Genomic DNA, 24,955 nt, shown 5'->3' with positions numbered 1-24,955 from the left:
TGCTTGTGATTGCAGGCTTGCATGCAGGTGTCTTGGCTGTATAAGCCACCAATCTTTTGCAGACACTTATGAACTGCGCAGACTCTCGTGACCGGGCCGCAAAAGATCAATCGCCCGCTCTATGAAATGCGCCGCAGATATGAACGGAGACCACATGCCTTTGTATGAGCATGTTATGATTGCGCGTCAGGACCTGTCCAACACGCAAGCAGAAAGCCTGATCGAACATTTCGGCACAGTCCTTTCGGACAACGGCGGCAAGCTGTTGGAGAACGAGTACTGGGGCGTCAAAACGATGGCCTACAAGATCAATAAGAACCGCAAAGGCCACTACGCCTTTTTGCGCACCGATGCACCTGCTCCTGCTATTCAGGAAATGGAGCGTCTGATGCGTTTGCATGATGACGTCATGCGCGTTCTGACCATCAAAGTGGATGCCCACGAAGAAGGCCCATCCATCCAGATGCAAAAGCGTGACGAGCGGGACCGCGGTCCACGCGAGCGTCGCTAATTTAGATCAGGAAAGGACCATAAATCATGGCAACTAAACCATTTTTCCGTCGTCGTAAGTCTGATCCGTTCGAGGGCGATAACGCTCCGAAGATCGACTACAAAGACACTCGCCTCCTGCAACGCTACATTTCCGAGCGCGGCAAGATCGTTCCATCCCGTATCACGGCTGTTGGCTCCAAGAACCAGCGCAAGCTCGCTCAGGCGATCAAGCGCGCGCGTTTCCTGGCCCTGCTGCCCTACGCAGTTAAGTAAGGAGAAACGCACATGGATGTTATCCTGCTCGAACGCGTCGCAAAACTGGGTCAGATGGGCGAAGTCGTCTCTGTGAAGCCCGGCTATGCCCGCAACTATCTTCTCGCCAAGGGTAAAGCCCTGCGCGTGAACGAGGCCAACATGGCCCGCTTCGAAGCTGAAAAAGCCCAGATGGAAGCGCGCAATCTCGAAACCAAGAAAGAAGCTGAAAAGCTGGCTGAAAAGCTGGACGGTCAGACTTTCATCGTGATTCGCTCTGCATCCGACGCGGGTTCGCTCTACGGTTCTGTCACACCACGTGACATCGCCGATGCCGCTACTGAGGAAGGTTTCTCGGTCGACAAGCGTCAGGTTGTCCTGATGGGCGCGATCAAGGAACTCGGTTTGCACGACGCAACTGTTGTTCTGCACCCCGAGGTGTCTGTGACTGTGACACTGAACGTCGCACGCTCCACCGAAGAGGCAGAGCTTCAGGCATCCGGCAAATCCATTCAGGATCTGGCCGCTGAAGAAGAAGCCGCTGCTGAGTTTGAAATTCAGGAACTCTTCGACGATATCGGCGCTGCCGGTGTTGAAGACTTCGGCGACGACGCAGCCCCTGCCCCGGCGGCAGAGAGCGACGACGACTAAGTCAGCGACTGACGCAAATAAAGAAAGGGCCGCCGGATCATCCATCCGGCGGCCATTTTTATTTGTTATCAGCCGCGCTTAGCGCGCGAATGTCTCCATCTGCAGCTGGGCGTTGCAGAATTCCCCATCGTATGTGCCAACCCAAACGTCGATGCGGCCATTGGCCGGACGTGTCAGGACGATACGCGGATCAAGGTTCCCGTTGTCGTCGTCATCGTAATACCAGTTCGCAGATGCTGTGTTGATCAGCAGCGCAGAATCACAGTCGCTGACGACGCTGACGACCAAACGCAGACCGCCCATACCGCTCATGTTGAAGGAAAAGTCGGGTGCAGTCGGGAAATAGCCCGCACCTGTATCTGTTCCTGGACGCACGTTCGGGCAATTCCAGATGTAGTTGTTGCCGCCTGCTACAACATTAAAGCCGCGGCGCTGGCGCAGCTGGCTGCCGCTGGCGTTATAAGATTCGGCGGGGGCGGCATTGAAGTTGGGGCAAGCAAAAGCTGTTGTTCCAAAACCCATGGCAGCAACGGCTGCTAAAATAAGCGTTTTCATAATGTCTCCTCGTAGAAAAACGGTTGGGATGGCCGCAGCCTAAGCGGAAATATGCCACTTGAGAACCGTTGATTTGTGCAGATTTGGCAAGGTTTTCCAGACTTTATCACCTGATCCAACGAAAAAGGGGCGCCCAATGGGCACCCCTTTGCAATCTAGAATTGACTTCGATTACTCGTCGTCGAGAGCCTCAACCGCCTTTTGCAGGTCGTCTTTGCTGACTTCCTTGTCGGTCACTTTGGCCTGTTCAAAGATGTGGTCCACGACCTTATCCTCGAACATCGGCGCCTGAAGCTGCTGGCGGAATTGCGCGTTCTGCTGCACGAATTCAAAGAATTCTTTCTCCTGACCGGGGTACTGACGCGCCTGGTTCATGACCGCTTGGGTCATTTCGGCGTCGGATACCTTAACGTCGGCCTTCTGACCGATCTCTGCCAAAAGCAGGCCCAGCTTCACGCGACGCGCCGCAAGTTTCTTGTGCTCGTCGGTTGCTTCGATCTCTGGGTGATCATGGCCCTGCACGTCAGGGTTTTCCTCGTGCCACAGCTGGTGCGCAATCTGGTTGGCCTCGGCTGTTGTCAGTGTCTCTGGCAGTTCAAAATCAACCAGCTTGTCCAGCTCATCGAGCAACGCACGCTTGGTCACGGCACGGGACGCGCCTGTGTATTCAGCTTCCAGACGCTCTGTGATCTGCGCTTTGAGTGCTTCCAGATCTTCTGCGCCGAACTGCTTGGCCATCTCGTCGTCGATCTCGGCGTCTTTTGGTGCTTTCACGGCTTTGATCTTGCACTCGAATACGGCAGCTTTACCGGCCAGATGCTCGGCGTTGTACTGCTCAGGGAATGTGACCTCGACATCCTTTTCGTCGCCGGCTTTCACACCGATCAGACCCTCTTCGAAACCGGGGATAAACTGACCGGATCCCAGAACCAGAGCGTGATCCTCGGCAGCGCCGCCTTCAAACGCTTCGCCGTCAACCTTGCCAAGGAAATCAAAAACAACCTGATCGCCGTCTTTCGCCTTGGAGCCCTTTTTGCGGTCTTCAAAGTTCTGCGCAGTCTTGGCGAGGTTTTCCAGCGCTTCCTGAACGGATGCGTCGTCAGCCTTCACCACCATACGCTCCAGCTTGATCTTGCTGAAGTCGGTTTCCGGCACCTCGGGGAGCTTTTCATAGGACACTTCGACGTTTACGTCGTCGCCCTCTTTCCAGTCCTCGTTGGTCATCTTCATCTCGGGCTGGGTCGCCGGGCGGTCCCCTGTGCTCTCCATGTGCTCGGACATAGCGGAATCGATGCTTTCCTGCATCGCTTCGCCCATCACACGCTGGCCAAACTGCTTGCGCAGCAGTGCCATCGGGACCTTGCCCTTGCGAAAGCCCTTCATCTCAACTTCGGGCTGGGCTTCTGTCAGCTTCTCAGTGACCTTCGCTTCAAGCTCGGCTGCTGTGACCGTGATCGCGTAACCGCGCTTGAGGCCTTCGTTCAGGGTCTCGGTGACCTGCATGGATCGTCCTTCTTCTATCTATGGTGCGGGTGAAGGGACTCGAACCCCCACGCCTTGCGGCGCCAGAACCTAAATCTGGTGCGTCTACCAATTCCGCCACACCCGCATGTGAATAAGGGGCAGGCACAACCTACCCCTTTATGTGTTGCGGCCTTCTAGCAAAGGTCTGCAGGGGATGCGAGAGCAAATTTTTCCCTCAAAATGGCGGCTCTTAAACGCTTTCTTGCCACATTTGGCCTTCAATGATGGTGCCAGAAAAAGATAAAAGCGGGAAAACAAGACATGGAACTCAAGTCACACGCCTTCAAAGACAACGTCACAGCCGTCAAGGTTAAGGAATCAGGCATCTGCGCTGGCACCACAATCATGACGCTCGACGGAGAAATCCCTGTTGAACACCTCAGCGCTGGCGACCGTATTATTACACGCGACAGCGGGATGAGCGTTCTGCGCGGCGTCACAGCCCGCACCGTCAAGGTAAACCCCATTCGTATCAAAGCCGGATCGCTGGGCCACACCCGCCCCGATCGCGACATGATCGTCGCTCCTGGCACACTGATTCACCTGCGTGACTGGCGCGCAGAGGCCCTTTTTGGTGCCAAATCCGCAAGCGTCACCGCCGACCGTCTTGTTGACGGCGAATTTCTTGCTGAGCAAAGCCTGCGTGAAATGACAGTTTATGAACTGCAATTTGATCGTGCGCACATCATCTACGCCGATGGCGTGGAAATGGTCGCCGAAAAGTCCTGATCGCCCACTTGCCCACCGCTTTTTCTGAACGCCGCTCCCGAAATGGGGCGGCGTTTTGCCATTGTATTCTTAGGCTTCGCGCCATTCGGCCAAATCAGCTCTGTGGATGAGTTTTCATTTAGCCGCCAAATCAGACAAACTGCCCAATTTTTAATCATTCGGTGATTTGCATCAAGTTTCCGCATCACATCCCCGCCTGACTTGATTGTTGTCGCGGACGGAAAATGATCTCACCCTCTTGAATACACTGTCGGGGGAGTCGCGCCGTGAAGAAGATTGAAGCAATTATCAAGCCGTTCAAGCTTGATGAGGTGAAGGAAGCCTTGCAGGACGTAGGTGTGCAAGGACTGAGCGTGGTCGAAGTCAAAGGCTTTGGTCGCCAAAAGGGTCACACCGAACTCTATCGCGGGGCAGAATACGTTGTCGACTTCCTGCCGAAAGTGAAGATCGAAGTCGTTTTGGCCGATGATCTGCTTGATGCCGCCATCGAAGCTATCATCGGCGCCGCCAAGACCGACAAAATTGGCGACGGTAAAATCTTCGTCTCGACCATTGAACAAGCGATCCGCGTGCGCACCGGCGAGACCGGCGAAGACGCGCTGTAAGATCAACCACCCATTCCCAGCCTGCTAATAAGAGGAAACTACCTGATGAATACTGCCGAGTTTTTGAAGATGATTAAGGACGAGGACGTTGAATACGTCGACGTTCGCTTTACCGACCCGCGCGGCAAGCTGCAGCACGTCACCGTGGTTGCCGATCTTGTCGACGAAGACTTCCTTGATGAAGGCTTTATGTTTGACGGCTCCTCCATTGCTGGTTGGAAATCCATCGACAAATCCGACATGAAGCTGATGCCACAGGTCGAAAGCGCCTACCTTGACCCCTTCTATGCTGAAAAGACCGCCTGCATTCACTGCAACGTGGTTGAGCCAGACACAATGGAGCCATACGAGCGTGACCCACGCGGCACCGCTGTGAAGGCCGAAGAGTATCTGAAGTCCTCCGGCATCGGTGATGCGGCCTACTTTGGTCCAGAAGCTGAATTCTTCGTCTTTGACGATGTGCGCTTCCAGGTCTCCATGAACAAAGTGTCCTATCAGGTTGATGCCATCGACGGCGCCTGGAACACCGACACCGAATACGAGATGGGCAACACCGGCCACCGTCCCGGCGTTAAGGGCGGCTATTTCCCCGTGAACCCCATCGACGACGCACAAGACATGCGCGGCGAGATGCTTTCGACGATGAAGCGCATGGGTATGAAGGTCGACAAGCACCACCACGAGGTTGCGTCGTGCCAGCACGAGCTTGGCCTGATCTTTGGATCGCTGACCCATCAGGCTGACGAAATCCAGAAGTATAAGTACGTCGTGCACAACGTCGCACAGGCTTACGGCAAATCCGCGACATTCATGCCAAAGCCCATCGCAGGCGACAACGGCACCGGTATGCACGTGAACATGTCGATCTGGAAAGACGGCAAGCCACTGTTCGCTGGCGATAAGTATGCCGACCTGTCTCAGGAAGCGCTGTACTTCATCGGCGGTATCCTCAAGCACGCCAAAGCCCTGAACGCGATCACAAACCCGACGACAAACAGCTACAAGCGTTTGATCCCGGGCTTTGAGGCACCTGTTCTGCGCGCCTACTCCGCGTCCAACCGGTCTGGCTGCGTGCGTATTCCTTGGGCCGAGAGCCCCAAGGCAAAGCGCGTCGAAGCCCGTTTCCCCGATCCGGCAGCCAACCCATACCTGTGCTTTGCGGCCCTGATGATGGCTGGTCTTGACGGCATCAAGAACAAGATCGATCCAGGCGCATCTTCGGATAAAGACCTGTACGATCTGCCACCAGAAGAGCTGGCGGGCATCCCGACAGTTTGCGGAAGCTTGCGCGAAGCCCTGGAAGAGCTGGAAAAAGATCACGAGTTCCTGCTGCAGGGCGACGTGTTCACCAAATCCCAGCTGGAAGGCTACATGGAACTGAAGTGGGAAGAGGTTCACGCCTACGAGCACACACCCCACCCAATGGAATACAAGCTGTACTACAGCTGCTAATTTCCAGCACTTTAGAATATCGAAGGGCGCTCCATTGGGGCGCCCTTTTTGTTTTGCTTCAGGGTCAAATTCGCGCCCCAATTCTGGTGTCCGGTGAAACCTACAGTTGCAGGAGCCTTCGCCATGACCGTCCCAGCCATGCCCTCTATCGACCGCGACGGACGGCTGCGTCCGGAACCGGCCAAGCCGGGTTGGAAAGACAGATTCATTGACCACATGGGGACTGCATCCTTAGGCAGCGATATGCCATCGTTGCGCTTGGCATCGCATATTGCCAAGCCTGACGACGACACGACCGTTGGATTAAAGCAAAAGCTAAGGGAATTCGCCTTGGGCCAACGGATGCTCAACGGCAGGCTGCGGACAGAAAAGGAACTCAAGCGGCATTTATGGCGCAATTCCTTCGCGATGTTTCTGGCAATGCCGCCTATCGGGGTTCTGGTCCTTGTGGTGAACGCCTTGCTCGGTCCGCGTCTCTATTTCACGCGCGGCGCCTTGATGTTTGTTTTGGCCATCTGGATGATGATCGTTTTGACCGCGCCCTACATGTTCGGGGAACTCCTGCCCGAGGAGTACATCTACGTCAGTGACGGAACTACATCGTTCAGCGCACCTGCGATCTCGGATTTGATGAAGCCGGTCGATCTCATGGCAGACTGAACACAGGGCTAAAAATGTCGCAAACGTGCCTGACACTGCACGGTTGTTAGGCGCAGGCTGACCTTAGGGAACTGAGGACCAGCCAATGAACCAGCATTACCGCGACACCCGCAAGATTGATCCCACCAAGGGTCTGACCCTGCCCGACGGCACGCCCAATGACGCGGATCGCGTTGAGATTGGCCCCACCCAACTGGCTTTTCGCGAATGGGAGACCGCTGGTCTAGTCCTGCCCAATCTGGAAAAGATGCGCGCCTACCGCCTGCAACGCCTTATCGATGCGGTGAACACACGCGGCTATGCGGGCATCCTCATGTTTGACCCGCTCAACATCCGCTACGCCACTGACACCACGAATATGCAGCTGTGGAATACCCACAATCCGTTCCGCGCCTGTCTGGTCTGCGCCGATGGTTACATGGTGCTGTGGGATTACAAAAACGCGCCATTCTTGGCCGATTATAACCCGCTGGTCCGCGAAAGCCGCTCTGGCGCGTCGATGTTCTATTTCTCAACCGGCGATAAGGGCGAGGACGCCGCCGTCAGCTTTACCGCGCAAGTGATAGACCTATTGCGCGAACACGCATGCGGCAACACGCGGCTGGGCGTGGACAAAATCATGGTGTCCGGCCTGCGCAGCCTTGAAGCTCATGGATTGCAAGTCATGGAAGGCGAAGAGCTCACGGAACACGCGCGGTCCATCAAGGGGCCGGATGAGATTTTGGCGATGCGCTGCGCCTCGCACGCCTGCGAAACCGCCTGCCTTGAAATGGAGAAGGCCGCCCGCGCAGGTGTGCCGCAAGGCAATATGTCAGAGGATGATATCTGGGCCGTGCTGCATGCTGAAAACATCCGGCGCGGTGGCGAATGGATCGAAACCCGCCTTCTGGCATCCGGCCCACGCACCAACCCGTGGTTTCAGGAATGCGGCCCACGCATCGTGCAAAACAACGAAATCGTGGCCTTTGATACCGATCTGATCGGCTCTTACGGTATCTGTATCGATATCAGCCGGACGTGGTGGATTGGTGATGAAAAGCCCCGCGCGGAGATGATCGATGCCATGAAGATCGGCATCGAACATATTGAAACCAATATGCAAATGCTCAAACCCGGTGTGATGATCCCCGACCTGACGGCCAAATGTCACAAGCTGCCGGACAAGTATCAGTCGCTCAAATACGGATGCCTCATGCACGGTGTGGGCCTATGTGATGAATGGCCGCTGGTGGCTTACCCCGACAAGGCGGTGCCGGGCGCATTCGATCATCCGCTTGAAGTGGGCATGACGCTCTGTGTTGAGGCGCTGATCTCACCCGAAGGCGGCGATTTCTCGATCAAGTTGGAGGATCAGGTGCTCATCACCGAGGACGGCTTTGAAAACCTGACAAAGTACCCCTTCGATCCCCGCCTGACCGGAGAGATGTAGCCCGCAACAATCGTCACCATCGCGTGACGCCCCCCGCGTTTGCTTGCGCGGCGGTCCTGCGCGGTCCATCTGCAAGGGACCACAGCAGGAGACCACGCCGATGCCTACAGAAAAGCTCACCTTCCCCGGCCACGCAGGCCATGATCTGGCCGCACGGCTTGATCTGCCTGCAGGTCCAGTGCTTGCCACGGCGCTTTTTGCGCACTGCTTTACCTGCTCCAAAGACATTGCTGCGGCGCGCCGTATCGCGGCACGCCTGTCCGGTATGGGCATCGCAGTGCTGCGCTTTGATTTCACAGGGCTGGGACACTCGGGTGGCGAGTTTGAAAACACCAATTTCACATCCAACGTCGATGATCTGTTGGCCGCTTGTCAGGCGCTTGACGCCCGCGAAATGGCCCCATCGCTGTTAGTCGGCCACTCGCTTGGCGGTGCTGCGGTCATCAAAGCAGCGGCGCAAATCCCCTCGGTCAAGGCGGTCGCCACGATCGGCGCACCCTTCGACCCCGCGCATGTCACGCATAACTTTGGCGAAGCATTGCCCAAGATTATCGAAGAAGGCGTCGCGTCAGTGAACCTTGGCGGGCGCCCCTTTAACATCGGCAAACAGTTTCTCGACGATGTCGCAAAAGGTGAACTGACCCCTGCCCTGACCAACCTCAAAGCGGCCCTTCTGGTGCTGCACGGTCCCCGCGATCAGACCGTTGGAATTGAGAACGCGAGCCAGATTTTCCTCGCCGCCAAACATCCCAAAAGCTTTGTCACGCTTGACGACGCCGATCACTTGATCACGCGACAGGCCGATGCCGATTACGCCGCTGATGTCATTGCCACATGGGTCAGCCGCTACATCGACCTGACCGCGCCGGAAACACCGGACCTGCCAGAAGGCGTTCTGCGTTCATCCGAAGTAGACGCGGGTGGGTTTCTGCAAGACATTTTCTCTGGCCCCCATCACACCATCGCCGACGAGCCTGCCAAATACGGCGGCACAAACCGTGGCATGACGCCTTATGGCTACCTGTCCGCCGCGCTTGCCGCCTGCACGTCGATGACGATCCGCATGTATGCGCGTCGGAAGGAATGGCCGCTTGATCACGTGAGCGTCGATGTCAGCCACGCCAAATGTCACAACACCGATTGCAAGGAAAGTGGACGGATCGATCAGTTTGACCGCGTTGTGAATCTGCATGGCGATCTGACCGATGATCAACGCGCACGGTTGCTGGAGATTGCAGACAAATGTCCCGTGCATAAAACGCTGGAAAGCGGTGCGTCGGTCACGACCACGCTGGCCTAGCCACAAAAAAAAGGCGCGGTTGGCTAGCCGCGCCTTTCCAATTCTTGCGGGCGTTCGCTTACTTGCGTGCGTCGCCGATCAGCTTCCAGACCGCTGGCAGGATCAATGCGGCCAACGCCAGCTTGACCGCGTCACCCAGCAGGAATGGTGTGATACCCCATGCCAGTGTCTGCTCCCAACCGGACGCGAACTGGTACAGCCATGCCAGACCCGGCAGATAGATCAGCGCGGTGCCGATCAGCATTGCCAGCGCCATCTTCAGAACCGAGCGGTCCCAGCCAGCGCGTGCCGCAAGGCCCAATGCGCCAGCAGCCAGCGCATAGCCCACCAGATAACCGCCTGTGCCGCCCATCATGTAAACAAGGCCGTTGTTTTCGGCCGAAGAACCGGCAAACACGTCAAAGCCGAATGCGCCGACAACAAGATAGCCAAGAACCGTCAGCATGCCCAAACGCGCGCCATAGCCAGCGCCGATTGTCAGCACGGCAAATGTGGTGAGAGTGATCGGCACAGGTGTACCGGGCAAAAGCACCTTGATCTTGGCGGTCAGTGCCAGCACGGCAATGCCCAAGACAACCATCAGCGCCTGCTTGACGCGGCGCACAGTCTGCGCGTTTTCACCAAAAGCCTCGATCAAGACCTTGTCATTCATAGCAAGCGCCATTGTGTCGCCCCCTTTTTGTTAAGCGTTGGGCTATTTCTGCCCCACTCATGCTGCATGTGCAACAAAGATCGCGCTAACGCCGGTAGTGCGATGTGGAAATATAGTCTTTCGAAGGGCCTTTCACCGTCCAGACAGCCTTCCACGCGGGCCAATGGGTGAAATCATAGGCGCAGACATAAAGATCGGCACCGCACAGATGAGGTGTGCCAGCACTTTGTCCGTGAGGAACAAAACCGTGAAACGGCATGCCATCTGCAAAGCGGACGTGCACCTCACTATCGTCGAACTGCCAGTAGTACGTCCGCGTGGCTTGCATGACGCCACCCGATGCCAGCGTCAGCGAGCCGCTTTCCTCGTATCGCAGACCGCCAAGGTCCGCATCGCCGCCGCCATCAAACACCGCCTTACCGACCAGCGTCCCGTCCATAACACCCAACCGGTCCTCCAGCTTGCGCTCAAGCTGCCAGACTCCGACAAAATCATTCGGCCCCAGCATCAGTCTTGCAAAACCCCGTCGGTAACGAACCCGTCACCCGCTGTAAATCGGATCTTATCGCCATCGCGTGACACGTCATAGCAGGCCCACAGATCGCTGGGGGGCCACTGGCTGCAATACTGGCCCTGCTCCACCCGCCAATAGCCCCACGCCTCGGGCGCGTCCGTTTCGTAAAGCGTGCGACCGGATGCAAAAAACGTCTGCGCTGCCATCGGGTAGATGATGTCCGCATCAGTCAGCGTCTCGCGGATCTCGTCACCGGTGAGTGGCGCAAACTCTGCCACGGCGATCGCAGGACAAAGTGTCAAACATATCGCGATTAGTCGCATCTTGCTGTCTCCGGCCCTTGAGAGATTGGTCACGCGCATTTATGACCCAAACCGCACGCGCTGCCCATTCATAAAAAGGCCACCAGCCCATGATCGAACGCTATTCCCGCCCCGAAATGACCGCCATCTGGTCGCCTGCCGCCAAGTTCAAAATCTGGTACGAGATCGAGGCCCACGCCTGCGACGCGCAAGCCGATCTGGGCGTCATCCCGCGCGAAAACGCCAAGGCGGTGTGGAAAGCCAAAGACGTAGAGTTCGACGTGGCCCGCATCGACGAGATCGAGGCCGTGACCAAACATGACGTCATCGCGTTCCTGACCCACCTGTCCGAGCATATCGGATCCGAGGACGCGCGCTTTGTGCACCAAGGCATGACCAGTTCCGACGTCCTGGACACCACGCTGAACGTGCAACTGGTTCGCGCTGCCGATCTGCTGATCGCGGATATGGATCGGGTGCTGGCTGCGCTGAAAACCCGCGCGATTGAACACAAGGAAACCGTCCGTATTGGCCGCAGCCACGGTATCCACGCCGAACCCACCACAATGGGTCTGACATTCGCCCGTTTCTACGCCGAGATGGACCGAGGTCGCGCGCGTCTCGTCAATGCCCGCGCCGAAATCGCGACCGGTGCCATTTCCGGCGCTGTCGGCACATTTGCCAACATTGATCCTGCTGTTGAGGAGCATGTGTGCGAAAAGCTGGGCCTGACGCCAGAGCCGATCAGCACGCAAGTCATCCCCCGCGACCGCCACGCGATGTTCTTTGCGACACTGGGCGTCATCGCCTCCAGCATCGAAAACATCGCCACCGAAGTGCGCCACATGCAGCGAACTGAAGTCCTTGAGGCCGAAGAGTTCTTTTCCAAGGGGCAAAAAGGCTCAAGCGCGATGCCGCACAAGCGCAATCCTGTGCTGACCGAAAATCTTACCGGTCTGGCGCGTCTGGTGCGCATGTCCGTGGTGCCTGCAATGGAGAACGTGACGCTTTGGCACGAGCGCGACATCAGCCACTCGTCTGTCGAACGGGCTATCGGGCCGGACACCACGATTACGCTGGATTTCGCACTGAACCGTCTGGCGGGTGTGATCGAAAAGCTGGTGATTTATCCCGACAACATGCTGGCCAACATGAACAAATTCCGCGGTCTTGTGATGTCGCAGCGCGTTCTGCTGGCCCTAACCCAAGCCGGTGTCAGCCGCGAGGACGCTTACAAGCTGGTGCAACGCAACGCCATGCGCGTCTGGGAACAAGGCGCGGATTTCCAGACAGAGCTTTTGGCCGACAAGGATGTCCTTGCCGCGCTGTCCGAAGATGAGATCAAGGAAAAGTTCGATATCGGATACCACACCAAGCACGTGGATACGATTTTCAAGCGCGTCTTTGGCTAAAACCAAATTGCAAAAGTAAACCGGGCTGGCAGACAACCTGCCAGTCCGGGTTACACCACCCTGCTCGTGCGCTATGCCACGCAAGAGAAATACCAATCACCGCCCAAGCGTGATGGTGTAAATCGCTTAAGCTGTCGCTGGCGCGTGAAGCGTTTGTACCTGAGGCCGATAATTGGCGTTCGGCACGTTGCGCAAGGTTCTTTCAGCCGGCATCGTCAGCACTGAATAGCGCCTGCCGTCATGTTCGCTTTTGTAGGGCGTGCCCAGCTTATCCACGTCATAGCCAAGCTGCCGCAAGGCGCGCATCATCGCCAACGGGCAAAGCGCCATGATCTGTTCACCGTGATGTTCGCGCACGATGTCGATCATCCCGTCCATGATATTGGACAGGCACGCGCCGCGTTCACGATGGGTCCGCAGGCTGTCTGACACCACGACGCGGGTGCCTTCCCAAATAGTCGGGTTGTAGACGTCCTCTTGCAGCAAGCTGCTTGGGATATCGATCAGCTTTCCGTGGAAGGCGTCACGCAGCATATAGCTGTGCGTGCCCCACTGTGCGGTTGTTGGCATCACACGCACGCCACCCACGACTTCACCATCCAGAACGGCCAGCGAATAGTAGGCCTTCGGATTGTCGTATTGATCCATTTCAAACGATTCGTCGTGCGGGATATCCCAGCCCAGATTATCGACAAAAAGGCGCTTGCGCAGTCTCAGATAATCGCGAAATGCCCCTCCGTGCTCGTGAAGTTCGACGAAATTGAATGTGATATTTTCCATGTTTGCTCTCCTTTATGGCGAGAAACAAATAGCACTTCATCCGTCGATTGTCATAGAAACACGGATAATAAAATCTTAACGCGGGTTGGGTGGCGCGGGCTAAATCAGTCCGTATTGCGCGGCCAGTGCGGCCGCCTGTGAACCGGTTTTTGCATCCAGCTTCAGCTTGGCATTTTTGAGCCGTTGTTTCACCGCCCCCTCTGACACGCCAAGAGCGTGGGCAATTTCCTTGGTGCGCAGGCCGTCGCGCACCATGCCAAGCGCCTCAAGCTCTGCCTTCGTCAGGTTCGTCGGAGGTGCCATTTCGTGATGGCGGCGCGTCACATAAGCGCGCAGCAGCTTGACTTCCAATGTGTTGAATTCCCGATCAGATCGCGCGAACGATCCAAAAGATCGCTGCCCTTCCCCGTCCTGATCCAGACAGGCCACTGCGACGCCATACCGCAGACCAAACGTCTGTGCCTGCGGCAGAATGCGCCGTGGATCGTCAAGATCGATCTCGCTCCACCGGATGGCGCCTGTATTGCCGTAAACCCAACGGATAATCGGATCGAAAAGCATGTATCGATTTTTGGTGTAATGTTCGACCCAATCGGGCGGCAGCTGATTCACTTCTTCCACCGGAAAAGCGAATCCGATTCGCAAGGCCACATAGTGTCCCGCTGGCGCAAATTGCGCGACGTCTTCTGGGCCCAACACTGTGGACATTCATGCTCCTCTAGATCAATTCACCTATAAAAAACCCTATCGCAATACTTTGCGTGGTATTAGTGTAATCGGGATTGATCATGTCCTTAGAGTATTTCTGTTAAACCAACCTTGGCAACTTAAAAGCGAGTATCTTTGATATGCGTGAAGAAACTCTAATCAGCGACAAACTTGCGGCCCTTAAAATTGCCTCTCCGGCCGGATACGCGCTGGGATTGCACGTCGTTTATACGACGCCCACATACATGTTCCAGAGCTATCCGCGTGCATGGCTTGATCTGTATGCCCAAAAGGGCTTTTTGATGACCGATCCCATTGTGCATTGGGGATTTGAAAACACTGGCTCTGTCAGATGGTCATCCCTGACCGCGCAGGACACGCAAGGTGTTCTTGTAGCCGCGGCAGAGCATGGACTGAACTTTGGTGTGACTGTCGCGCTTGAAACGGACGCGGGTCGCAGCTTTGGCGGTTTCTCGCGCGGTGACCGCGAATTTACCGAGGACGAGATGCAGGCACTGTATGATCACGTCAGCGAATTGCACACCCTGACCGCCAGTGGCGAGGCGTTGCCGGAAAGCATGAAAGAAAAGCTGAAAACCATGTCCGTGAACTACACCCACCCGGGTGCGTAATTTTCGCGACATCTCAGACGCGCTAACCCGTCCTTTACTTTGATGTGATGAAACGTGCCCATGGCAAAGGGCGCGTAGATCATGACTTCAACGATGCAGGGTCTGACCCGCAAACGCAAAGCGGCAATGGTTGTTCAGATGATTGTCGGCAACGGCGACCAACTCAAGCTGGCCTCTCTTCCCCTGTCGCTGCAAGAGGCGTTGGCGGATGAACTGCGCAGCATCCGTCTTGTCGACAAAACCACGGTTAATACGGTTGCCAACGAATTTGTCGGCGCATTGGAAGAGGTAGGCCTGATCGCGCCCGGCAACGCAGAGGACGTGTTGAAAACGCTGGGCGATCACATCAGCCCCGCCCTTGCCAGCAAACTGCGCGCCGATATTGCCAATGCCAAGATGAGCGATCCTTGGCCCATGCTGACCGCCCTTCCCGTCGAAGATCTGGTTCGGGTGATGCAGGTGCAAAGTGTACAGATCGCGGCCGTGGTCCTGTCAAAGCTAACCGTCGGCAAGGCCGCCGAGATTTTGGGCAAACTGCCCGGCCCGCGTGCACGCCAGATCACCTACGCCATTTCACAAACCTCTGATATTTCGCCCGGCATGGTCAGCCAGATCGGAACAGCCTTGGTCCACGAACATTGCGTGTCCTCTGCCGTAGCGTTTGAACGCGATGCCGGTCAGCGCGTGGGCGAGATATTGAACTCCAGCGCCGCTGACACCCGCAACAGCATGCTGGAAAGTCTGACAGATACAGATGCGCTGTTCGCCGACGAGGTGCGCCGCGCAATTTTCACATTCGAGGATATTGCTATCCGCATCGTCCCAACCGATGTGGCCGCCTGTATCCGCAATGTAGACCCCGACACGCTGAACATGGCGCTGGGCGGGGCGACAGCGGCTGGCGGCGCCCTTGCTGCGTCAGCCGATTTTATCTTGTCCAACATCTCTCAGCGGATGGCGGGCCAGATCCGCGAAAGCATTGCCGAACTGGGCAAGATCAAACCGGCTGATGGGGATAAGGCGATGAACGGTGTCACCGGTGCCATTCGGGAACTGGTCGACGACGGCACGATCAAATTGATCGAAACCGAAGAGGATGCGGACTAAAAACCCGCATGGACACCCGACCAAGCAATCCGGTAGCTTGGCAGCATGACAAACCAAAAACCTCCTGCTGCTGCCCGCCGGTGGCATGACATGGGCGGCGATGCTGCTGGCCCCGTGCCCACCGACCAGCATGATTTTGCGCTTTGGGAAAAGCGCGTTGATGCGCTGATGGTGCTTTGCTCGACCAAGGGGCATTTTACCGTCGACGGTCTAAGGCGCGTTCTTGAAGATATGCCTGAAGAGGCGTTCGAGACGATGACGTATTACGAACGCTGGATCGCATCCGTGAACCAGAATCTGATCGAGGCGGGCATTTACACGACCGCCGAACTGGCAGAACGGATGGAGCAGGTCACCGCACGCGGCACGACCTACGGGGATGCGACAGGTGGCTGAGTGGGCATCTGGCATGACCGTGCGCGTCAAAACATATGCGCCACCCGGACATGTGCGCACGCCCACCTATCTGCGCGGCAAGACCGGAACAATCGAACGGGTGCTGGGTCCTTTTCCCAACCCAGAGGCTTTGGCCTATGGCGTACCCGCCCCCGCCCTGCCGCTTTTGCGTGTCCACTTTCCCATGTCAGAGGTCTGGGGCGCTGATACGGAAAATCCCGACGATACACTTGAGGCGGAGATTTACGCCCACTGGCTTGAGAAGGCAGACGACTGATGCACCATGATCATCACAACCACCACCATGATGGCATGTCGCCGTCGGGCCATCCCTACCGGCCGGATAGCGACACCAGCCTGAGCTATTGGCAAACGATGGAAATCGCGATCCGTGAGCTTTTGATCGCAAAGGGTGTGACCACCCCATCTGAGATCGCGGCACAGATTGACGCCATGGATAGCCGCAGCCCTGCCAATGGCGCGGCGGTTGTGGCGCGTGCATGGACCGATCCGGACTTCGCCGAACGCCTTGCGCAAGACGCGGGCGCGGCTGCCACCGAGATGGGCTTTGATATCGGACCGATGAAGCTGATTGCGGTCATGAACACACCACAGGTGCACAACGTCGTCGTTTGTACCTTGTGTTCCTGCTATCCGCGCAACCTGCTTGGTCTGCCGCCAGACTGGTACAAATCGCGGGCCTACCGGTCGCGCACCGTGCGCGAACCCCGCAAGGTTTTGGCCGAGTTTGGCGTGACACTGCCAGATGATATGCAGGTGCGCGTCCACGACAGTACGGCCGATATGCGCTACATCGTCATTCCTGACAGACCTGCGGGTACCGAAAACCTGTCCGAGGCGGATCTTGCTGCGCTTGTCACCCGCGACAGCATGATCGGCACCGGTCTGCCGCGCACGCCTGCCGCCTGACAGATGCCTCAAGATGATATGCCAGACGGGTCGACCGGTGATTGGGCGGCGGACAAGGTGCTGCGGGCGCTGATCGGCTCTGCCATGCGCATGCCTTATGACAAGCGGGTGCCCTTTATGGGGGCAGTGCTGCGGCGTGTGATCGGCCCGCTGGCCGGTTACCGCCGTCGGGCGAAGCAGAATCTGCAGATGGTCTATCCTCGAATGACCACCCCTGCCCGCCGCGAACTGGCCGATCAGGTCTGCGACAACTTCGGACGGACCCTGATCGAGAATTACAGCTGGCAGGAATTGGGGCAGCGGCTTGCCGACACGGAGTTGCAAGGCGACGGGCTGGCTGCACTCGAAACGGCCCGCGACGAAAAGCGCGCGGTGATTTTTGTCACCGGCCACTTTGCCAACCACGAAGTGCCCCGCCATCTTTTGACCGCACGCGGCTATGAGATTGGCGGGCTATACCGCCCGATGGGCAATCCCTATTTCAATGACCACTACGCCAAAACCATGACATCATGGGGCGGTCCGGTTTTTGAACAGGGTCGCCGTGGAACGGCTGGCTTTGCACGCCACCTCAAAGCCGGCGGCATGGCGACACTGTTGTTTGATGTGGCCAGCAGCCATGGCACACCAATCCCGTTTTTAGGCCATGACGCCAAAACGCTGACCTCGGCGGCTGATCTTGCTTTGCGCACCGATGCGCTGGTCTTGCCATACTTTGCGGTCCGGCGTCCTGATGGGCTGAATTTTGATGTCTATCTCGAAAGCCCGATTGCGCATGGCGATCCTATCGCGATGACAACGGCCATGACAGCCAGGCTTGAGGCGCGCATCGCAGCCCACCCCGAACAATGGTTCTGGGTTCACCGTCGCTGGAAGTAATTAGCGCAGCTGCGCCGCCGCAAGGATCGGGCCGTTGGTGCCAGACTGCACGAGAACGACCACCGGATCATCGCCCTCGATCTCGGCCTGAATGGCGATCTCTTCTGTGCCATCCCATGTGGCAACCGCTTGCCACGCCGTCACGATATTTGAATACGTGATTTCCTGACCTGCGTTTTCGCCACGCCCAATCGCCACGGTTTCCTGCGGCATATAACGCACCATCTGGATCACCATGGGGGCGGCGTTGTCTGATGTCGCCTCCACGATGATCACATCTCCGTCGCGTGCAATGTCCAGATCAACACCGTGGTCCTGACCCCGATGGGCCTGCAACAGATCAGCAACCTCCATCGGGCGCGAGCCGACGACGTGATCAACCCCGCCAATCACCATCTGCGGCGTATAGACAGTGGCCGATCCGGCAGCACGCGCATAATCATGCTGGCGTTGGGTGTGCACAGGATTGGCAAAGCTGTCGGCCCAACCGATGTAATCCCAATAGTCGACATGCAGCGCAAGCGCGATCACATCGTCACGCGACGCAAGCTCTGTGAGCATCTCATCGGCGGGCGGACATGAAGAACAGCCCTGCGATGTATAAAGCTCCACCACGACAGGCCCTGCATCCGCATGGGCAGCACCAGCCGTCAGTGATGTCATGAGGCACAGCGATGTGAGGACGTGGCGCATGGGGTGAACCTGTTTTCGTGTCATTGGCTCTGATCTATGGCGCTTTGCATGAAATGGCCAATCAAGGATTTGCGAGTGTTGTGTCATAAGCCATTCAGCCTGTCTTCATCTTTGCCGTTCACAGCTTGTGACATCCCCTTGCAGACTAATTGTGTGCAATGGTATACAAAAAACAATCCAAGGCTCTTGAACCGTTCGATCCGTTGGGGCAAAAGCCAGACATAGCCAGATTCCGCACCTGAGAAAGGGACCGCAATGACAGTCACCGTCGGCACAGATACCGCTAAAACCCGCAAAACCCTCACCGTTGGCGACCAATCGGTCGGCTACTACTCCATTCAGGCCGCCACAGATGCGGGCCTTGGTGATTTCTCCAAGCTGCCAGCCGCGCTCAAGGTGGTTCTGGAAAACCTGCTGCGGTTCGAGGATGGCGGATTTTCGGTCTCCACCGACGACATCAAGGCGTTTTCCGAATGGGCCGACAAAGGCGGTAAAAACCCCCGCGAAATCGCCTACCGCCCTGCCCGCGTGCTGATGCAAGACTTCACAGGCGTCCCTGCCGTGGTTGACCTTGCCGCGATGCGCGACGGCATTGTGGCGCTGGGCGGCGACGCGCAGCAGATCAACCCGCTGAACCCGGTTGATCTGGTCATCGACCACTCGGTTATGATCGACGAGTTCGGCAACCCGCGCGCGTTCCAAATGAACGTGGACCGCGAATACGAGCGGAACATGGAACGCTACCAGTTCCTCAAGTGGGGCCAGAAGGCGTTTGAAAACTTCCGCGTTGTGCCACCGGGCACAGGCATCTGCCACCAGGTGAACCTTGAATATCTCGCGCAAACCGTCTGGACAGACAAAGACCAGAACGGCGAAGAGATTGCCTACCCCGACACCCTCGTCGGCACCGACAGCCACACGACCATGGTCAACGGTCTGGCCGTTCTCGGCTGGGGCGTTGGCGGGATCGAGGCAGAAGCCGCGATGCTGGGCCAGCCAGTGTCGATGCTCATCCCCGAAGTTGTGGGCTTTGAGCTGACAGGCGAAATGATGGAAGGCACCACAGGCACCGACCTTGTGCTGAAGGTCGTCGAAATGCTGCGCGAGCACGGCGTTGTCGGCAAATTCGTCGAATTCTACGGTAAGGGCCTCGACGTTCTGCCGCTTGCAGACCGTGCGACAATCGCCAACATGGCGCCCGAATATGGCGCGACCTGCGGCTTCTTCCCGATCGACGGCGAAACCCTCCGCTACCTGCGCAACACAGGCCGCGATGAGGACCGGATTGCACTGGTCGAAGCTTATGCCAAGGAAAACGGCTTCTGGCGCGACGCGGACTACGCACCCGTCTACTCCAGCACACTGTCACTCGATATGGGCACCATCGTGCCTGCGATTTCCGGCCCGAAGCGTCCGCAGGACTACATTGCACTGACAGATGCGGCATCCGCATTCGGCAAATACATCTCTGGCCAGCGCGAAGAAAAATCAGCGCCACGCGAAGAGAAAGTCGAAATGGCAGCAGAGGGCGGCCCCGTCCCCACGCACCACATCCCCGGTGACGAAGGCCATCACAAAAGTCACGCTGTTGAAGGCGAAGACTACAAACTGCACGACGGCTCCATCGTGATCGCGTCGATCACGTCCTGCACCAATACATCCAACCCGTATGTGATGATCGGCGCGGGTCTTGTGGCGCGCAAAGCCCGCGAATTGGGCCTGAACCGCAAGCCATGGGTGAAGACATCCCTCGCACCCGGCTCTCAGGTGGTTTCGGAATATCTTGAGGCTGCTGACCTGCAAAAAGACCTTGATGCCATCGGCTTCAACCTTGTGGGCTACGGCTGCACGACCTGCATCGGCAACTCCGGCCCGATCCAGAAGGAGCTGTCGGATGCCATCACCGCAGGCGACCTGATTGCGACGTCCGTGCTCTCTGGCAACCGCAACTTCGAGGGTCGCATCTCGCCTGACGTGCGCGCCAACTATCTGGCCTCCCCGCCCCTCGTGGTGGCCTACGCGCTGGCCGGTGACATGAATATCGACATCACCAAAGACGCGCTGGGTCAGGACAAGAACGGCAACGATGTCTTCCTCAAAGACATCTGGCCAACCGCCGCCGAGATCAACGAACTGGTCGAAAAGACAGTGACCCGCGAAGCGTTCATGTCCAAATACGCCGATGTGTTCAAAGGCGACGACAAGTGGCAGGCCGTCGAGGTCACGGACTCTGAGACTTACGACTGGCCCGCCTCCTCCACCTACGTCCAGAACCCGCCCTACTTCCAAGGCATGTCCAAGGACGCTGGCACAATCCAGAACGTCAAAGACGCCAAAGTGCTGGCCGTTCTGGGCGATATGGTCACCACAGACCACATTTCGCCAGCCGGTTCGTTCAAGGACACAACGCCCGCCGGTCAGTACCTGATCGAACGTCAGGTGCCCGTGCGCGAGTTCAACTCCTACGGGTCGCGTCGCGGCAACCACGAGGTCATGATGCGCGGCACCTTCGCCAACATCCGCATCAAGAACGAGATGCTGGACGGCGTTGAGGGCGGCTACACCAAAGGCCCCGATGGCAAGCAGGCTGCGATCTTTGATGCCGCTATGGCGCATCAGGAAAACGGCACACCGCTGGTGATCTTTGCAGGCGAACAGTACGGCGCAGGCTCCTCGCGCGACTGGGCGGCCAAGGGCACAGCACTGCTCGGCGTGAAAGCGGTCATTGCTGAAAACTTCGAGCGTATCCACCGCTCCAACCTTGTTGGTATGGGCGTCATCCCGTTTGAGTTCACAGGCGGTGACACACGCAAATCACTGGGCCTGACAGGCGACGAAACGGTCTCCATCACCGGTCTGGACGATGTGAAACCGCTGCAGGAAATGACCGCGCAAATCACGATGGCCGATGGCACGACCAAAGACATCACCGTGAAGTGCCGCATCGATACAGCCGTGGAGATTGAGTACATCGAGAACGGTGGCGTGCTGCACTACGTGCTACGCAATCTGGCCAAAGCCGCCTGATCATCCACACATTGCCAAAACGAAAGGCCCCGCAACATCGCGGGGCCTTTTTCGCTTCTTTTGGACAAAAATACTTCCGCCGGAGGCTCCCGCGCTCACCACCTGCACCAAACCTAAGAACGGTCAACTAGACATTGCCACGAGCGCGGGGATCAAAAAATCTCGTCCGCGGCATCGCCGCGGTCCGCTGGATCAGGCGCCGTCCAGCGCCTTCTGCAGCTCCGGTAAAAACCGTTGCTCGTAATCCGATCCGATCAGCGGCCCTATAAAACGAAACAGCACTGTGCCGTCACCATCTACGATAAATGTTTCTGGCGGCGCTGTGACGCCCCAATCGATTGCCGTGCGTCCGCGCGGGTCAAAGCCTGTGGCGAAGAACGGGTCTTCCTCGTCGCGCAAATAGTCCGCCGCCTGATCTTGCGTATCGCGGAAATTTACACCCGCCACGCGCACGCCGTCAGCCTCTAGCGCCAGAAGGTTTGGGTGCTCTGCACGGCACGGCGGACACCAGCTGGCCCAGAAATTCACCACTGTCACCTCGCCAGTGGCTAAATCATCCGCGGTCAAAAGCGTTGTCCCGTCGACAGCCATTTCGGGCAACGCAGGTGCCGTCTGCCCCACGAATGTGGACGGCAATTCATCGGCGCGATCACGCATCATCCCGCTGAAAAACAGCCCTGCGAGGGCCGCAAACACCACAGGTGGAATGAAGACCAGTTTGGAAACCTTAGCCATGGCGTTCAACCTTTGCCAAAGCGGCTTTGGCACGCCGCGACCGGACCACACAATAGAGGACAAGAACACCTAGAAGGCTCAGGCTCGCCCCATAGGCCAGCAGCACTTCAAAGGCATATTTGCCAAGATCAGGCATCACGTTCTCCTCGCGCGGGCTTCAAGCGCGCGCATGCGGCGCAACCTGATTTCTGTCCGCGTGCCCAATAACACGAGCGCTACGAACAACAGCACAAAACCCGCGATGGCAAATAACAACGGCTGATAAAAGACATCGGCCACGTTCTTCTCGGCGTCCAATGACAGCGACGCGCCCTGATGCAGGCCCTGGTTCCAGAAGTTCACCGCATATCGCGACAGCAACGCAAAGATGGACCCGACCATACACAACACGCTCGTGAGGTCCGCCGCGGTGTCCGGATCATCGATCGCGGCCCATAGCGCGACATAGCCTAAGTAGAACAAAAACAGGATCAGGAACGACGTCAGGCGCGGATCCCACGCCCAATATGTGCCCCACATCGGCGATCCCCAGACAGCGCCGGTCACCAAGGCAATCAATGTCATGGCGATGCCCACGGGTGCTGCTGCCTTGGCCGCAAGCGCCGACACGTGGTGCCGCCGGACAATCCAGATCAAAGACGCCACAAGCATCATGATCCACGCATTGATCGCCATTAGGGCTGACGGCACATGCAGGTAGATGATTTTGACCGTGGAGCCTTGCCGGAAATCATCCGGCGTAAAGAAGAAGCCCCAAACCAGACCGACGACCAGACAGATCACCGAAAGGCCAAACACAACCGGCAGCACTGGCGCTGTCCAGTCCATGAACTTCTTCGGATTTGCATATTCCCACAAAGACATGTCGTTTCCTTATCCGGCGACCGCGCGCCCTGCAATGCGCCTCACCGCAGATTGATCCGCAGCACCGCCGCCGTCGCAAATGGCAAGAGCGCCAATGTGCCAAATGTGATGCCGCCCAAGATCATCAAGGGGGCTGTGGCATCTAGCCCGTCACTGCCCCGCCGCACCGCCTCTGCCCCGAAGATCAATGTCGGGACGTAGAGCGGTAAGACCAGCAAGGACAACAGTAACCCGCCGCGCCGCAGCCCCACCGTCAGCGCCGCTCCGAAGCTGCCGATCATCGACAGCGCAGGTGTGCCGATGAAAAGCGACGCCAGAAGATAGGCATAGGCTGAAGGTGCCAGATGCAGCAAGAAACCCAGCAGCGGGGCCACCAACGTCAATGGCAAGCCCGTCGTAATCCAGTGCGCCAAGGCTTTGATCAGCCCCACACCCTCCAGAGGCAACGGGGAAGTGGCCAGCAGTGAAAGCGATCCGTCCTCGAAATCCAGCGCAAAAATCCGGTCAAGCGACAGCAAAGCGGCCAGCAAGGCAGCGACCCAAAGGATGCCGGGCGCGATGCGCGTCAGGACCGACTGCTCTGGCCCCACCCCAAACGGCACAAGGACCACGACAATTAGGAAAAAGGCCAACCCAAGGCCAAAGCCGCCGCCCGCCCGCACAGCAAGGCGCAAGTCCCGCTTGAGAAGTGCGATCACAAAAACGCCTCGTCCGCGCTGCCGCCTGAATCAAGGGCTGCGCGAAAGGGTGTCAGATCCATCTCCGGCGCATCCAGCCCCAGATCAATATGCGTTGCAATAACAGCAACGCCACCTGCGGCTAAATGCACATCCCGCAGCCAGTCGGCAAAGAGTTTTACCGAAAACCGGTCCAGCGACACGGTGGGTTCGTCCAGAAAAAGCACCTTGCGCCCGATCACGCCAAGCCGTGCCAGACCCAGCCTGCGTTTTTGCCCTGCCGATAACGTGCCCGCCATCCGGTCCCGCAGGTCATCCAGATCAAACTGCGCAAAAACTGTATCAGGCACCGCATTGCCATAGACCTGCGCCCAGAAGGTCAGATTCTCGGTCACGTTCAGCGCCGTTTTTACACCGTCAGCGTGGCTGGCGTAGGCGCCTTCGTCTTCGGGAAAGTCCGCGGCGCCTGCCGTGATCGGCTGCAATCCCGCAAGACTGCGCAACAAAGTCGTTTTGCCGATTCCGTTTGGGCCGCGCAAGATCAGCGCCTGTCCCGCTGTCACATCAAAACTAAGCCCTTCCAACACCGTCACGCCGCCACGCGCGCAGGCGGCATCACGGACGGTCAGCATTTAGACGGGGATCAGGGCAGCAGCCACGCGCCGCCCTTCTGACAAAAGCACGTTGTAGGTCCGGCAGGCGGCGGGCGATGCCATGGGTTCTACGCCGATCCCTTCGGCCTCGAGCGCCTCTTGGAACGCGTCGGGCAGATGCGTGATCTCGGCCCCCGTGCCAACAAACAGAACATCAATGTCCCCGCGATGCGCCAGAACAGAGGCCGTATCGACGTAACCGCCCCAAGCGAAAACTCCGCCGGGCAAGGCAAGCACTGGCCCCTCGTGAACCTGACCGCCGATGCGGAAAAAGTTGGGGCCGTAGCCGTCAATCGGTTGGCTGTCGTTGAATTGAACCTCGTTCAAGCGCATATCGCTGCCCCT

31 protein-coding genes and 1 tRNA gene are annotated in these 24,955 nt (G+C 57.6%); 17 read left to right on the top strand and 15 right to left on the bottom strand.

Features of this window, described 5'->3' with window-relative positions:
- Nucleotides 1-154 precede the first annotated feature (154 nt).
- Genes rpsF through rplI form a run of 3 tightly spaced genes read left to right on the top strand, consistent with a single transcriptional unit; the run spans nt 155 to nt 1,395 of the window.
- On the top strand, nt 155-511 hold the full coding sequence (gene rpsF / locus V8J84_RS08830; RefSeq protein WP_339930157.1) for a 30S ribosomal protein S6: 357 nt from the start codon (nt 155-157) through the stop codon (nt 509-511).
- A gap of 26 nt (nt 512-537) precedes the next feature.
- The gene (gene rpsR / locus V8J84_RS08825; RefSeq protein ID WP_339930155.1) at nt 538-765 is read left to right on the top strand and encodes a 30S ribosomal protein S18; all 228 of its coding nucleotides are present in this window, start codon (nt 538-540) and stop codon (nt 763-765) included.
- 12 nt (nt 766-777) lie between these two features.
- The gene (gene rplI / locus V8J84_RS08820; protein WP_339930153.1) at nt 778-1,395 is read left to right on the top strand and encodes a 50S ribosomal protein L9; all 618 of its coding nucleotides are present in this window, start codon (nt 778-780) and stop codon (nt 1,393-1,395) included.
- Between the two features lie 78 nt (nt 1,396-1,473).
- Here the strand turns inward: rplI and V8J84_RS08815 are convergent, their stop codons facing one another.
- The 3 genes from V8J84_RS08815 to V8J84_RS08805 form a co-directional block, all read right to left on the bottom strand.
- Nucleotides 1,474-1,950, bottom strand: coding sequence for a hypothetical protein (locus V8J84_RS08815; RefSeq protein WP_339930151.1), 477 nt, complete (start codon nt 1,948-1,950; stop codon nt 1,474-1,476).
- A 171-nt stretch (nt 1,951-2,121) separates the two neighbouring features.
- Complete coding sequence (tig, locus tag V8J84_RS08810; RefSeq protein ID WP_339930149.1) at nt 2,122-3,453, bottom strand: trigger factor; 1,332 nt, start codon at nt 3,451-3,453, stop codon at nt 2,122-2,124.
- 21 nt (nt 3,454-3,474) lie between these two features.
- A tRNA-Leu gene (locus tag V8J84_RS08805) sits at nt 3,475-3,559 on the bottom strand.
- A gap of 176 nt (nt 3,560-3,735) precedes the next feature.
- On the opposite strand from V8J84_RS08805, the gene V8J84_RS08800 reads away from it, so the two are divergent.
- The 6 genes from V8J84_RS08800 (at nt 3,736) to V8J84_RS08775 (ending at nt 9,649) form a co-directional block, all read left to right on the top strand.
- A complete protein-coding gene (locus V8J84_RS08800) occupies nt 3,736-4,203 on the top strand; it encodes a Hint domain-containing protein (RefSeq protein ID WP_339930147.1) in 468 nt (155 codons plus the stop codon).
- Nucleotides 4,204-4,469: 266 nt separating this feature from the next.
- Complete coding sequence (locus V8J84_RS08795; protein WP_339930145.1) at nt 4,470-4,808, top strand: P-II family nitrogen regulator; 339 nt, start codon at nt 4,470-4,472, stop codon at nt 4,806-4,808.
- A 45-nt stretch (nt 4,809-4,853) separates the two neighbouring features.
- Complete coding sequence (gene glnA, locus V8J84_RS08790; protein WP_339930143.1) at nt 4,854-6,260, top strand: type I glutamate--ammonia ligase; 1,407 nt, start codon at nt 4,854-4,856, stop codon at nt 6,258-6,260.
- A gap of 123 nt (nt 6,261-6,383) precedes the next feature.
- A complete protein-coding gene (locus tag V8J84_RS08785; protein WP_339930141.1) occupies nt 6,384-6,920 on the top strand; it encodes a hypothetical protein in 537 nt (178 codons plus the stop codon).
- An 85-nt stretch (nt 6,921-7,005) separates the two neighbouring features.
- The gene (gene dddP / locus V8J84_RS08780; protein WP_339930139.1) at nt 7,006-8,349 is read left to right on the top strand and encodes a dimethylsulfonioproprionate lyase DddP; all 1,344 of its coding nucleotides are present in this window, start codon (nt 7,006-7,008) and stop codon (nt 8,347-8,349) included.
- Nucleotides 8,350-8,449: 100 nt separating this feature from the next.
- Complete coding sequence (locus V8J84_RS08775; protein WP_339930137.1) at nt 8,450-9,649, top strand: bifunctional alpha/beta hydrolase/OsmC family protein; 1,200 nt, start codon at nt 8,450-8,452, stop codon at nt 9,647-9,649.
- Between the two features lie 58 nt (nt 9,650-9,707).
- On the opposite strand, the gene V8J84_RS08770 is transcribed toward V8J84_RS08775, so the two are convergent.
- The 3 genes from V8J84_RS08770 to V8J84_RS08760 form a co-directional block, all read right to left on the bottom strand.
- Nucleotides 9,708-10,313, bottom strand: coding sequence for a biotin transporter BioY (locus V8J84_RS08770; RefSeq protein WP_339930135.1), 606 nt, complete (start codon nt 10,311-10,313; stop codon nt 9,708-9,710).
- 73 nt (nt 10,314-10,386) lie between these two features.
- Nucleotides 10,387-10,809: a DUF6314 family protein gene (locus V8J84_RS08765; protein ID WP_339930133.1), complete on the bottom strand. Its 423-nt coding sequence runs from the start codon at nt 10,807-10,809 to the stop codon at nt 10,387-10,389.
- Nucleotides 10,809-11,093 (bottom strand): hypothetical protein, encoded by a 285-nt coding sequence (locus V8J84_RS08760; RefSeq protein ID WP_339930131.1) that lies wholly within the window; start codon nt 11,091-11,093, stop codon nt 10,809-10,811. The genes V8J84_RS08765 and V8J84_RS08760 overlap by 1 nt, the downstream gene beginning before the upstream one ends.
- Before the next feature lie 134 nt (nt 11,094-11,227).
- Here V8J84_RS08760 and purB point away from each other — a divergent pair, with 134 nt between their 5' ends.
- Nucleotides 11,228-12,529, top strand: a complete 1,302-nt coding sequence (gene purB, locus V8J84_RS08755) for an adenylosuccinate lyase (protein ID WP_339930129.1) — start codon at nt 11,228-11,230, stop codon at nt 12,527-12,529.
- A 126-nt stretch (nt 12,530-12,655) separates the two neighbouring features.
- Here purB and V8J84_RS08750 read toward each other — a convergent pair whose 3' ends face one another.
- Nucleotides 12,656-13,309, bottom strand: coding sequence for an acyl-homoserine-lactone synthase (locus tag V8J84_RS08750; RefSeq protein ID WP_339930127.1), 654 nt, complete (start codon nt 13,307-13,309; stop codon nt 12,656-12,658).
- A 99-nt stretch (nt 13,310-13,408) separates the two neighbouring features.
- Nucleotides 13,409-14,017, bottom strand: coding sequence for a helix-turn-helix transcriptional regulator (locus V8J84_RS08745; RefSeq protein ID WP_339930125.1), 609 nt, complete (start codon nt 14,015-14,017; stop codon nt 13,409-13,411).
- 140 nt (nt 14,018-14,157) lie between these two features.
- Here V8J84_RS08745 and V8J84_RS08740 point away from each other — a divergent pair, with 140 nt between their 5' ends.
- The 6 genes from V8J84_RS08740 (at nt 14,158) to V8J84_RS08715 (ending at nt 17,961) form a co-directional block, all read left to right on the top strand.
- Nucleotides 14,158-14,649 (top strand): autoinducer binding domain-containing protein, encoded by a 492-nt coding sequence (locus V8J84_RS08740; RefSeq protein WP_339930123.1) that lies wholly within the window; start codon nt 14,158-14,160, stop codon nt 14,647-14,649.
- A gap of 81 nt (nt 14,650-14,730) precedes the next feature.
- A complete protein-coding gene (locus V8J84_RS08735; RefSeq protein WP_339930121.1) occupies nt 14,731-15,756 on the top strand; it encodes a FliG C-terminal domain-containing protein in 1,026 nt (341 codons plus the stop codon).
- A 45-nt stretch (nt 15,757-15,801) separates the two neighbouring features.
- On the top strand, nt 15,802-16,152 hold the full coding sequence (locus tag V8J84_RS08730) for a ScnB-like protein (RefSeq protein ID WP_339930119.1): 351 nt from the start codon (nt 15,802-15,804) through the stop codon (nt 16,150-16,152).
- A 13-nt stretch (nt 16,153-16,165) separates the two neighbouring features.
- A complete protein-coding gene (locus V8J84_RS08725) occupies nt 16,166-16,429 on the top strand; it encodes an SH3-like domain-containing protein (RefSeq protein WP_339930711.1) in 264 nt (87 codons plus the stop codon).
- Nucleotides 16,429-17,082 carry a nitrile hydratase subunit alpha gene (gene nthA / locus V8J84_RS08720; RefSeq protein ID WP_339930117.1) on the top strand — a complete coding sequence of 218 codons (654 nt, stop codon included), beginning with the start codon at nt 16,429-16,431 and terminating at the stop codon, nt 17,080-17,082. Before V8J84_RS08725 ends, nthA begins: the two co-directional genes overlap by 1 nt.
- 3 nt (nt 17,083-17,085) lie before the next feature.
- Nucleotides 17,086-17,961 carry a lysophospholipid acyltransferase family protein gene (locus V8J84_RS08715; protein WP_339930115.1) on the top strand — a complete coding sequence of 292 codons (876 nt, stop codon included), beginning with the start codon at nt 17,086-17,088 and terminating at the stop codon, nt 17,959-17,961.
- Here the strand turns inward: V8J84_RS08715 and V8J84_RS08710 are convergent, their stop codons facing one another.
- Nucleotides 17,962-18,654, bottom strand: coding sequence for a DUF1223 domain-containing protein (locus V8J84_RS08710; RefSeq protein WP_339930113.1), 693 nt, complete (start codon nt 18,652-18,654; stop codon nt 17,962-17,964). It abuts the gene before it with no gap.
- 255 nt (nt 18,655-18,909) lie between these two features.
- On the opposite strand from V8J84_RS08710, the gene acnA reads away from it, so the two are divergent.
- A complete protein-coding gene (gene acnA, locus V8J84_RS08705) occupies nt 18,910-21,681 on the top strand; it encodes an aconitate hydratase AcnA (protein WP_339930111.1) in 2,772 nt (923 codons plus the stop codon).
- Nucleotides 21,682-21,873: 192 nt separating this feature from the next.
- On the opposite strand, the gene V8J84_RS08700 is transcribed toward acnA, so the two are convergent.
- Genes V8J84_RS08700 through V8J84_RS08675 form a run of 6 tightly spaced genes read right to left on the bottom strand, consistent with a single transcriptional unit; the run spans nt 21,874 to nt 24,943 of the window.
- Nucleotides 21,874-22,416, bottom strand: coding sequence for a DsbE family thiol:disulfide interchange protein (locus V8J84_RS08700; protein WP_339930109.1), 543 nt, complete (start codon nt 22,414-22,416; stop codon nt 21,874-21,876).
- Nucleotides 22,409-22,552, bottom strand: a complete 144-nt coding sequence (ccmD, locus tag V8J84_RS08695; protein ID WP_445285961.1) for a heme exporter protein CcmD — start codon at nt 22,550-22,552, stop codon at nt 22,409-22,411. The genes V8J84_RS08700 and ccmD overlap by 8 nt, the downstream gene beginning before the upstream one ends.
- The gene (ccmC, locus tag V8J84_RS08690; RefSeq protein ID WP_339930105.1) at nt 22,552-23,280 is read right to left on the bottom strand and encodes a heme ABC transporter permease CcmC; all 729 of its coding nucleotides are present in this window, start codon (nt 23,278-23,280) and stop codon (nt 22,552-22,554) included. Before ccmC ends, ccmD begins: the two co-directional genes overlap by 1 nt.
- A gap of 41 nt (nt 23,281-23,321) precedes the next feature.
- Nucleotides 23,322-23,978: a heme exporter protein CcmB gene (ccmB, locus tag V8J84_RS08685; RefSeq protein ID WP_339930103.1), complete on the bottom strand. Its 657-nt coding sequence runs from the start codon at nt 23,976-23,978 to the stop codon at nt 23,322-23,324.
- Nucleotides 23,975-24,589, bottom strand: coding sequence for a heme ABC exporter ATP-binding protein CcmA (gene ccmA / locus V8J84_RS08680; protein ID WP_339930101.1), 615 nt, complete (start codon nt 24,587-24,589; stop codon nt 23,975-23,977). Before ccmA ends, ccmB begins: the two co-directional genes overlap by 4 nt.
- Nucleotides 24,590-24,943, bottom strand: coding sequence for an Mth938-like domain-containing protein (locus tag V8J84_RS08675; RefSeq protein WP_339930099.1), 354 nt, complete (start codon nt 24,941-24,943; stop codon nt 24,590-24,592).
- Nucleotides 24,944-24,955 lie beyond the last annotated feature (12 nt).

It is taken from the genome of Yoonia sp. 208BN28-4, assembly GCF_037543925.1.
GTDB lineage: Bacteria > Pseudomonadota > Alphaproteobacteria > Rhodobacterales > Rhodobacteraceae > Yoonia.
The sequence above is the reverse complement of the archived record's forward strand: the minus strand, read 5'-3'. Positions and strand labels throughout refer to the sequence as shown.

Bases quoted from the DNA above. Each gene is read 5' to 3' on its own strand.
- rpsF (WP_339930157.1), top strand. From the start codon at position 155: ATGCCTTTGTATGAGCATGTTATGATTGCGCGTCAGGACCTGTCCAAC.
- rpsR (WP_339930155.1), top strand. From the start codon at position 538: ATGGCAACTAAACCATTTTTCCGTCGTCGTAAGTCTGATCCGTTCGAG.
- rplI (WP_339930153.1), top strand. From the start codon at position 778: ATGGATGTTATCCTGCTCGAACGCGTCGCAAAACTGGGTCAGATGGGC.
- V8J84_RS08815 (WP_339930151.1), bottom strand. From the start codon at position 1,950: ATGAAAACGCTTATTTTAGCAGCCGTTGCTGCCATGGGTTTTGGAACA.
- tig (WP_339930149.1), bottom strand. From the start codon at position 3,453: ATGCAGGTCACCGAGACCCTGAACGAAGGCCTCAAGCGCGGTTACGCG.
- V8J84_RS08800 (WP_339930147.1), top strand. From the start codon at position 3,736: ATGGAACTCAAGTCACACGCCTTCAAAGACAACGTCACAGCCGTCAAG.
- glnA (WP_339930143.1), top strand. From the start codon at position 4,854: ATGAATACTGCCGAGTTTTTGAAGATGATTAAGGACGAGGACGTTGAA.
- V8J84_RS08785 (WP_339930141.1), top strand. From the start codon at position 6,384: ATGACCGTCCCAGCCATGCCCTCTATCGACCGCGACGGACGGCTGCGT.
- dddP (WP_339930139.1), top strand. From the start codon at position 7,006: ATGAACCAGCATTACCGCGACACCCGCAAGATTGATCCCACCAAGGGT.
- V8J84_RS08775 (WP_339930137.1), top strand. From the start codon at position 8,450: ATGCCTACAGAAAAGCTCACCTTCCCCGGCCACGCAGGCCATGATCTG.
- V8J84_RS08770 (WP_339930135.1), bottom strand. From the start codon at position 10,313: ATGGCGCTTGCTATGAATGACAAGGTCTTGATCGAGGCTTTTGGTGAA.
- V8J84_RS08765 (WP_339930133.1), bottom strand. From the start codon at position 10,809: ATGCTGGGGCCGAATGATTTTGTCGGAGTCTGGCAGCTTGAGCGCAAG.
- purB (WP_339930129.1), top strand. From the start codon at position 11,228: ATGATCGAACGCTATTCCCGCCCCGAAATGACCGCCATCTGGTCGCCT.
- V8J84_RS08750 (WP_339930127.1), bottom strand. From the start codon at position 13,309: ATGGAAAATATCACATTCAATTTCGTCGAACTTCACGAGCACGGAGGG.
- V8J84_RS08745 (WP_339930125.1), bottom strand. From the start codon at position 14,017: ATGTCCACAGTGTTGGGCCCAGAAGACGTCGCGCAATTTGCGCCAGCG.
- V8J84_RS08740 (WP_339930123.1), top strand. From the start codon at position 14,158: ATGCGTGAAGAAACTCTAATCAGCGACAAACTTGCGGCCCTTAAAATT.
- V8J84_RS08735 (WP_339930121.1), top strand. From the start codon at position 14,731: ATGACTTCAACGATGCAGGGTCTGACCCGCAAACGCAAAGCGGCAATG.
- V8J84_RS08730 (WP_339930119.1), top strand. From the start codon at position 15,802: ATGACAAACCAAAAACCTCCTGCTGCTGCCCGCCGGTGGCATGACATG.
- V8J84_RS08725 (WP_339930711.1), top strand. From the start codon at position 16,166: ATGACCGTGCGCGTCAAAACATATGCGCCACCCGGACATGTGCGCACG.
- nthA (WP_339930117.1), top strand. From the start codon at position 16,429: ATGCACCATGATCATCACAACCACCACCATGATGGCATGTCGCCGTCG.
- V8J84_RS08715 (WP_339930115.1), top strand. From the start codon at position 17,086: ATGCCTCAAGATGATATGCCAGACGGGTCGACCGGTGATTGGGCGGCG.
- V8J84_RS08710 (WP_339930113.1), bottom strand. From the start codon at position 18,654: ATGCGCCACGTCCTCACATCGCTGTGCCTCATGACATCACTGACGGCT.
- acnA (WP_339930111.1), top strand. From the start codon at position 18,910: ATGACAGTCACCGTCGGCACAGATACCGCTAAAACCCGCAAAACCCTC.
- V8J84_RS08700 (WP_339930109.1), bottom strand. From the start codon at position 22,416: ATGGCTAAGGTTTCCAAACTGGTCTTCATTCCACCTGTGGTGTTTGCG.
- ccmD (WP_445285961.1), bottom strand. From the start codon at position 22,552: ATGCCTGATCTTGGCAAATATGCCTTTGAAGTGCTGCTGGCCTATGGG.
- ccmC (WP_339930105.1), bottom strand. From the start codon at position 23,280: ATGTCTTTGTGGGAATATGCAAATCCGAAGAAGTTCATGGACTGGACA.
- ccmA (WP_339930101.1), bottom strand. From the start codon at position 24,589: ATGCTGACCGTCCGTGATGCCGCCTGCGCGCGTGGCGGCGTGACGGTG.
- V8J84_RS08675 (WP_339930099.1), bottom strand. From the start codon at position 24,943: ATGCGCTTGAACGAGGTTCAATTCAACGACAGCCAACCGATTGACGGC.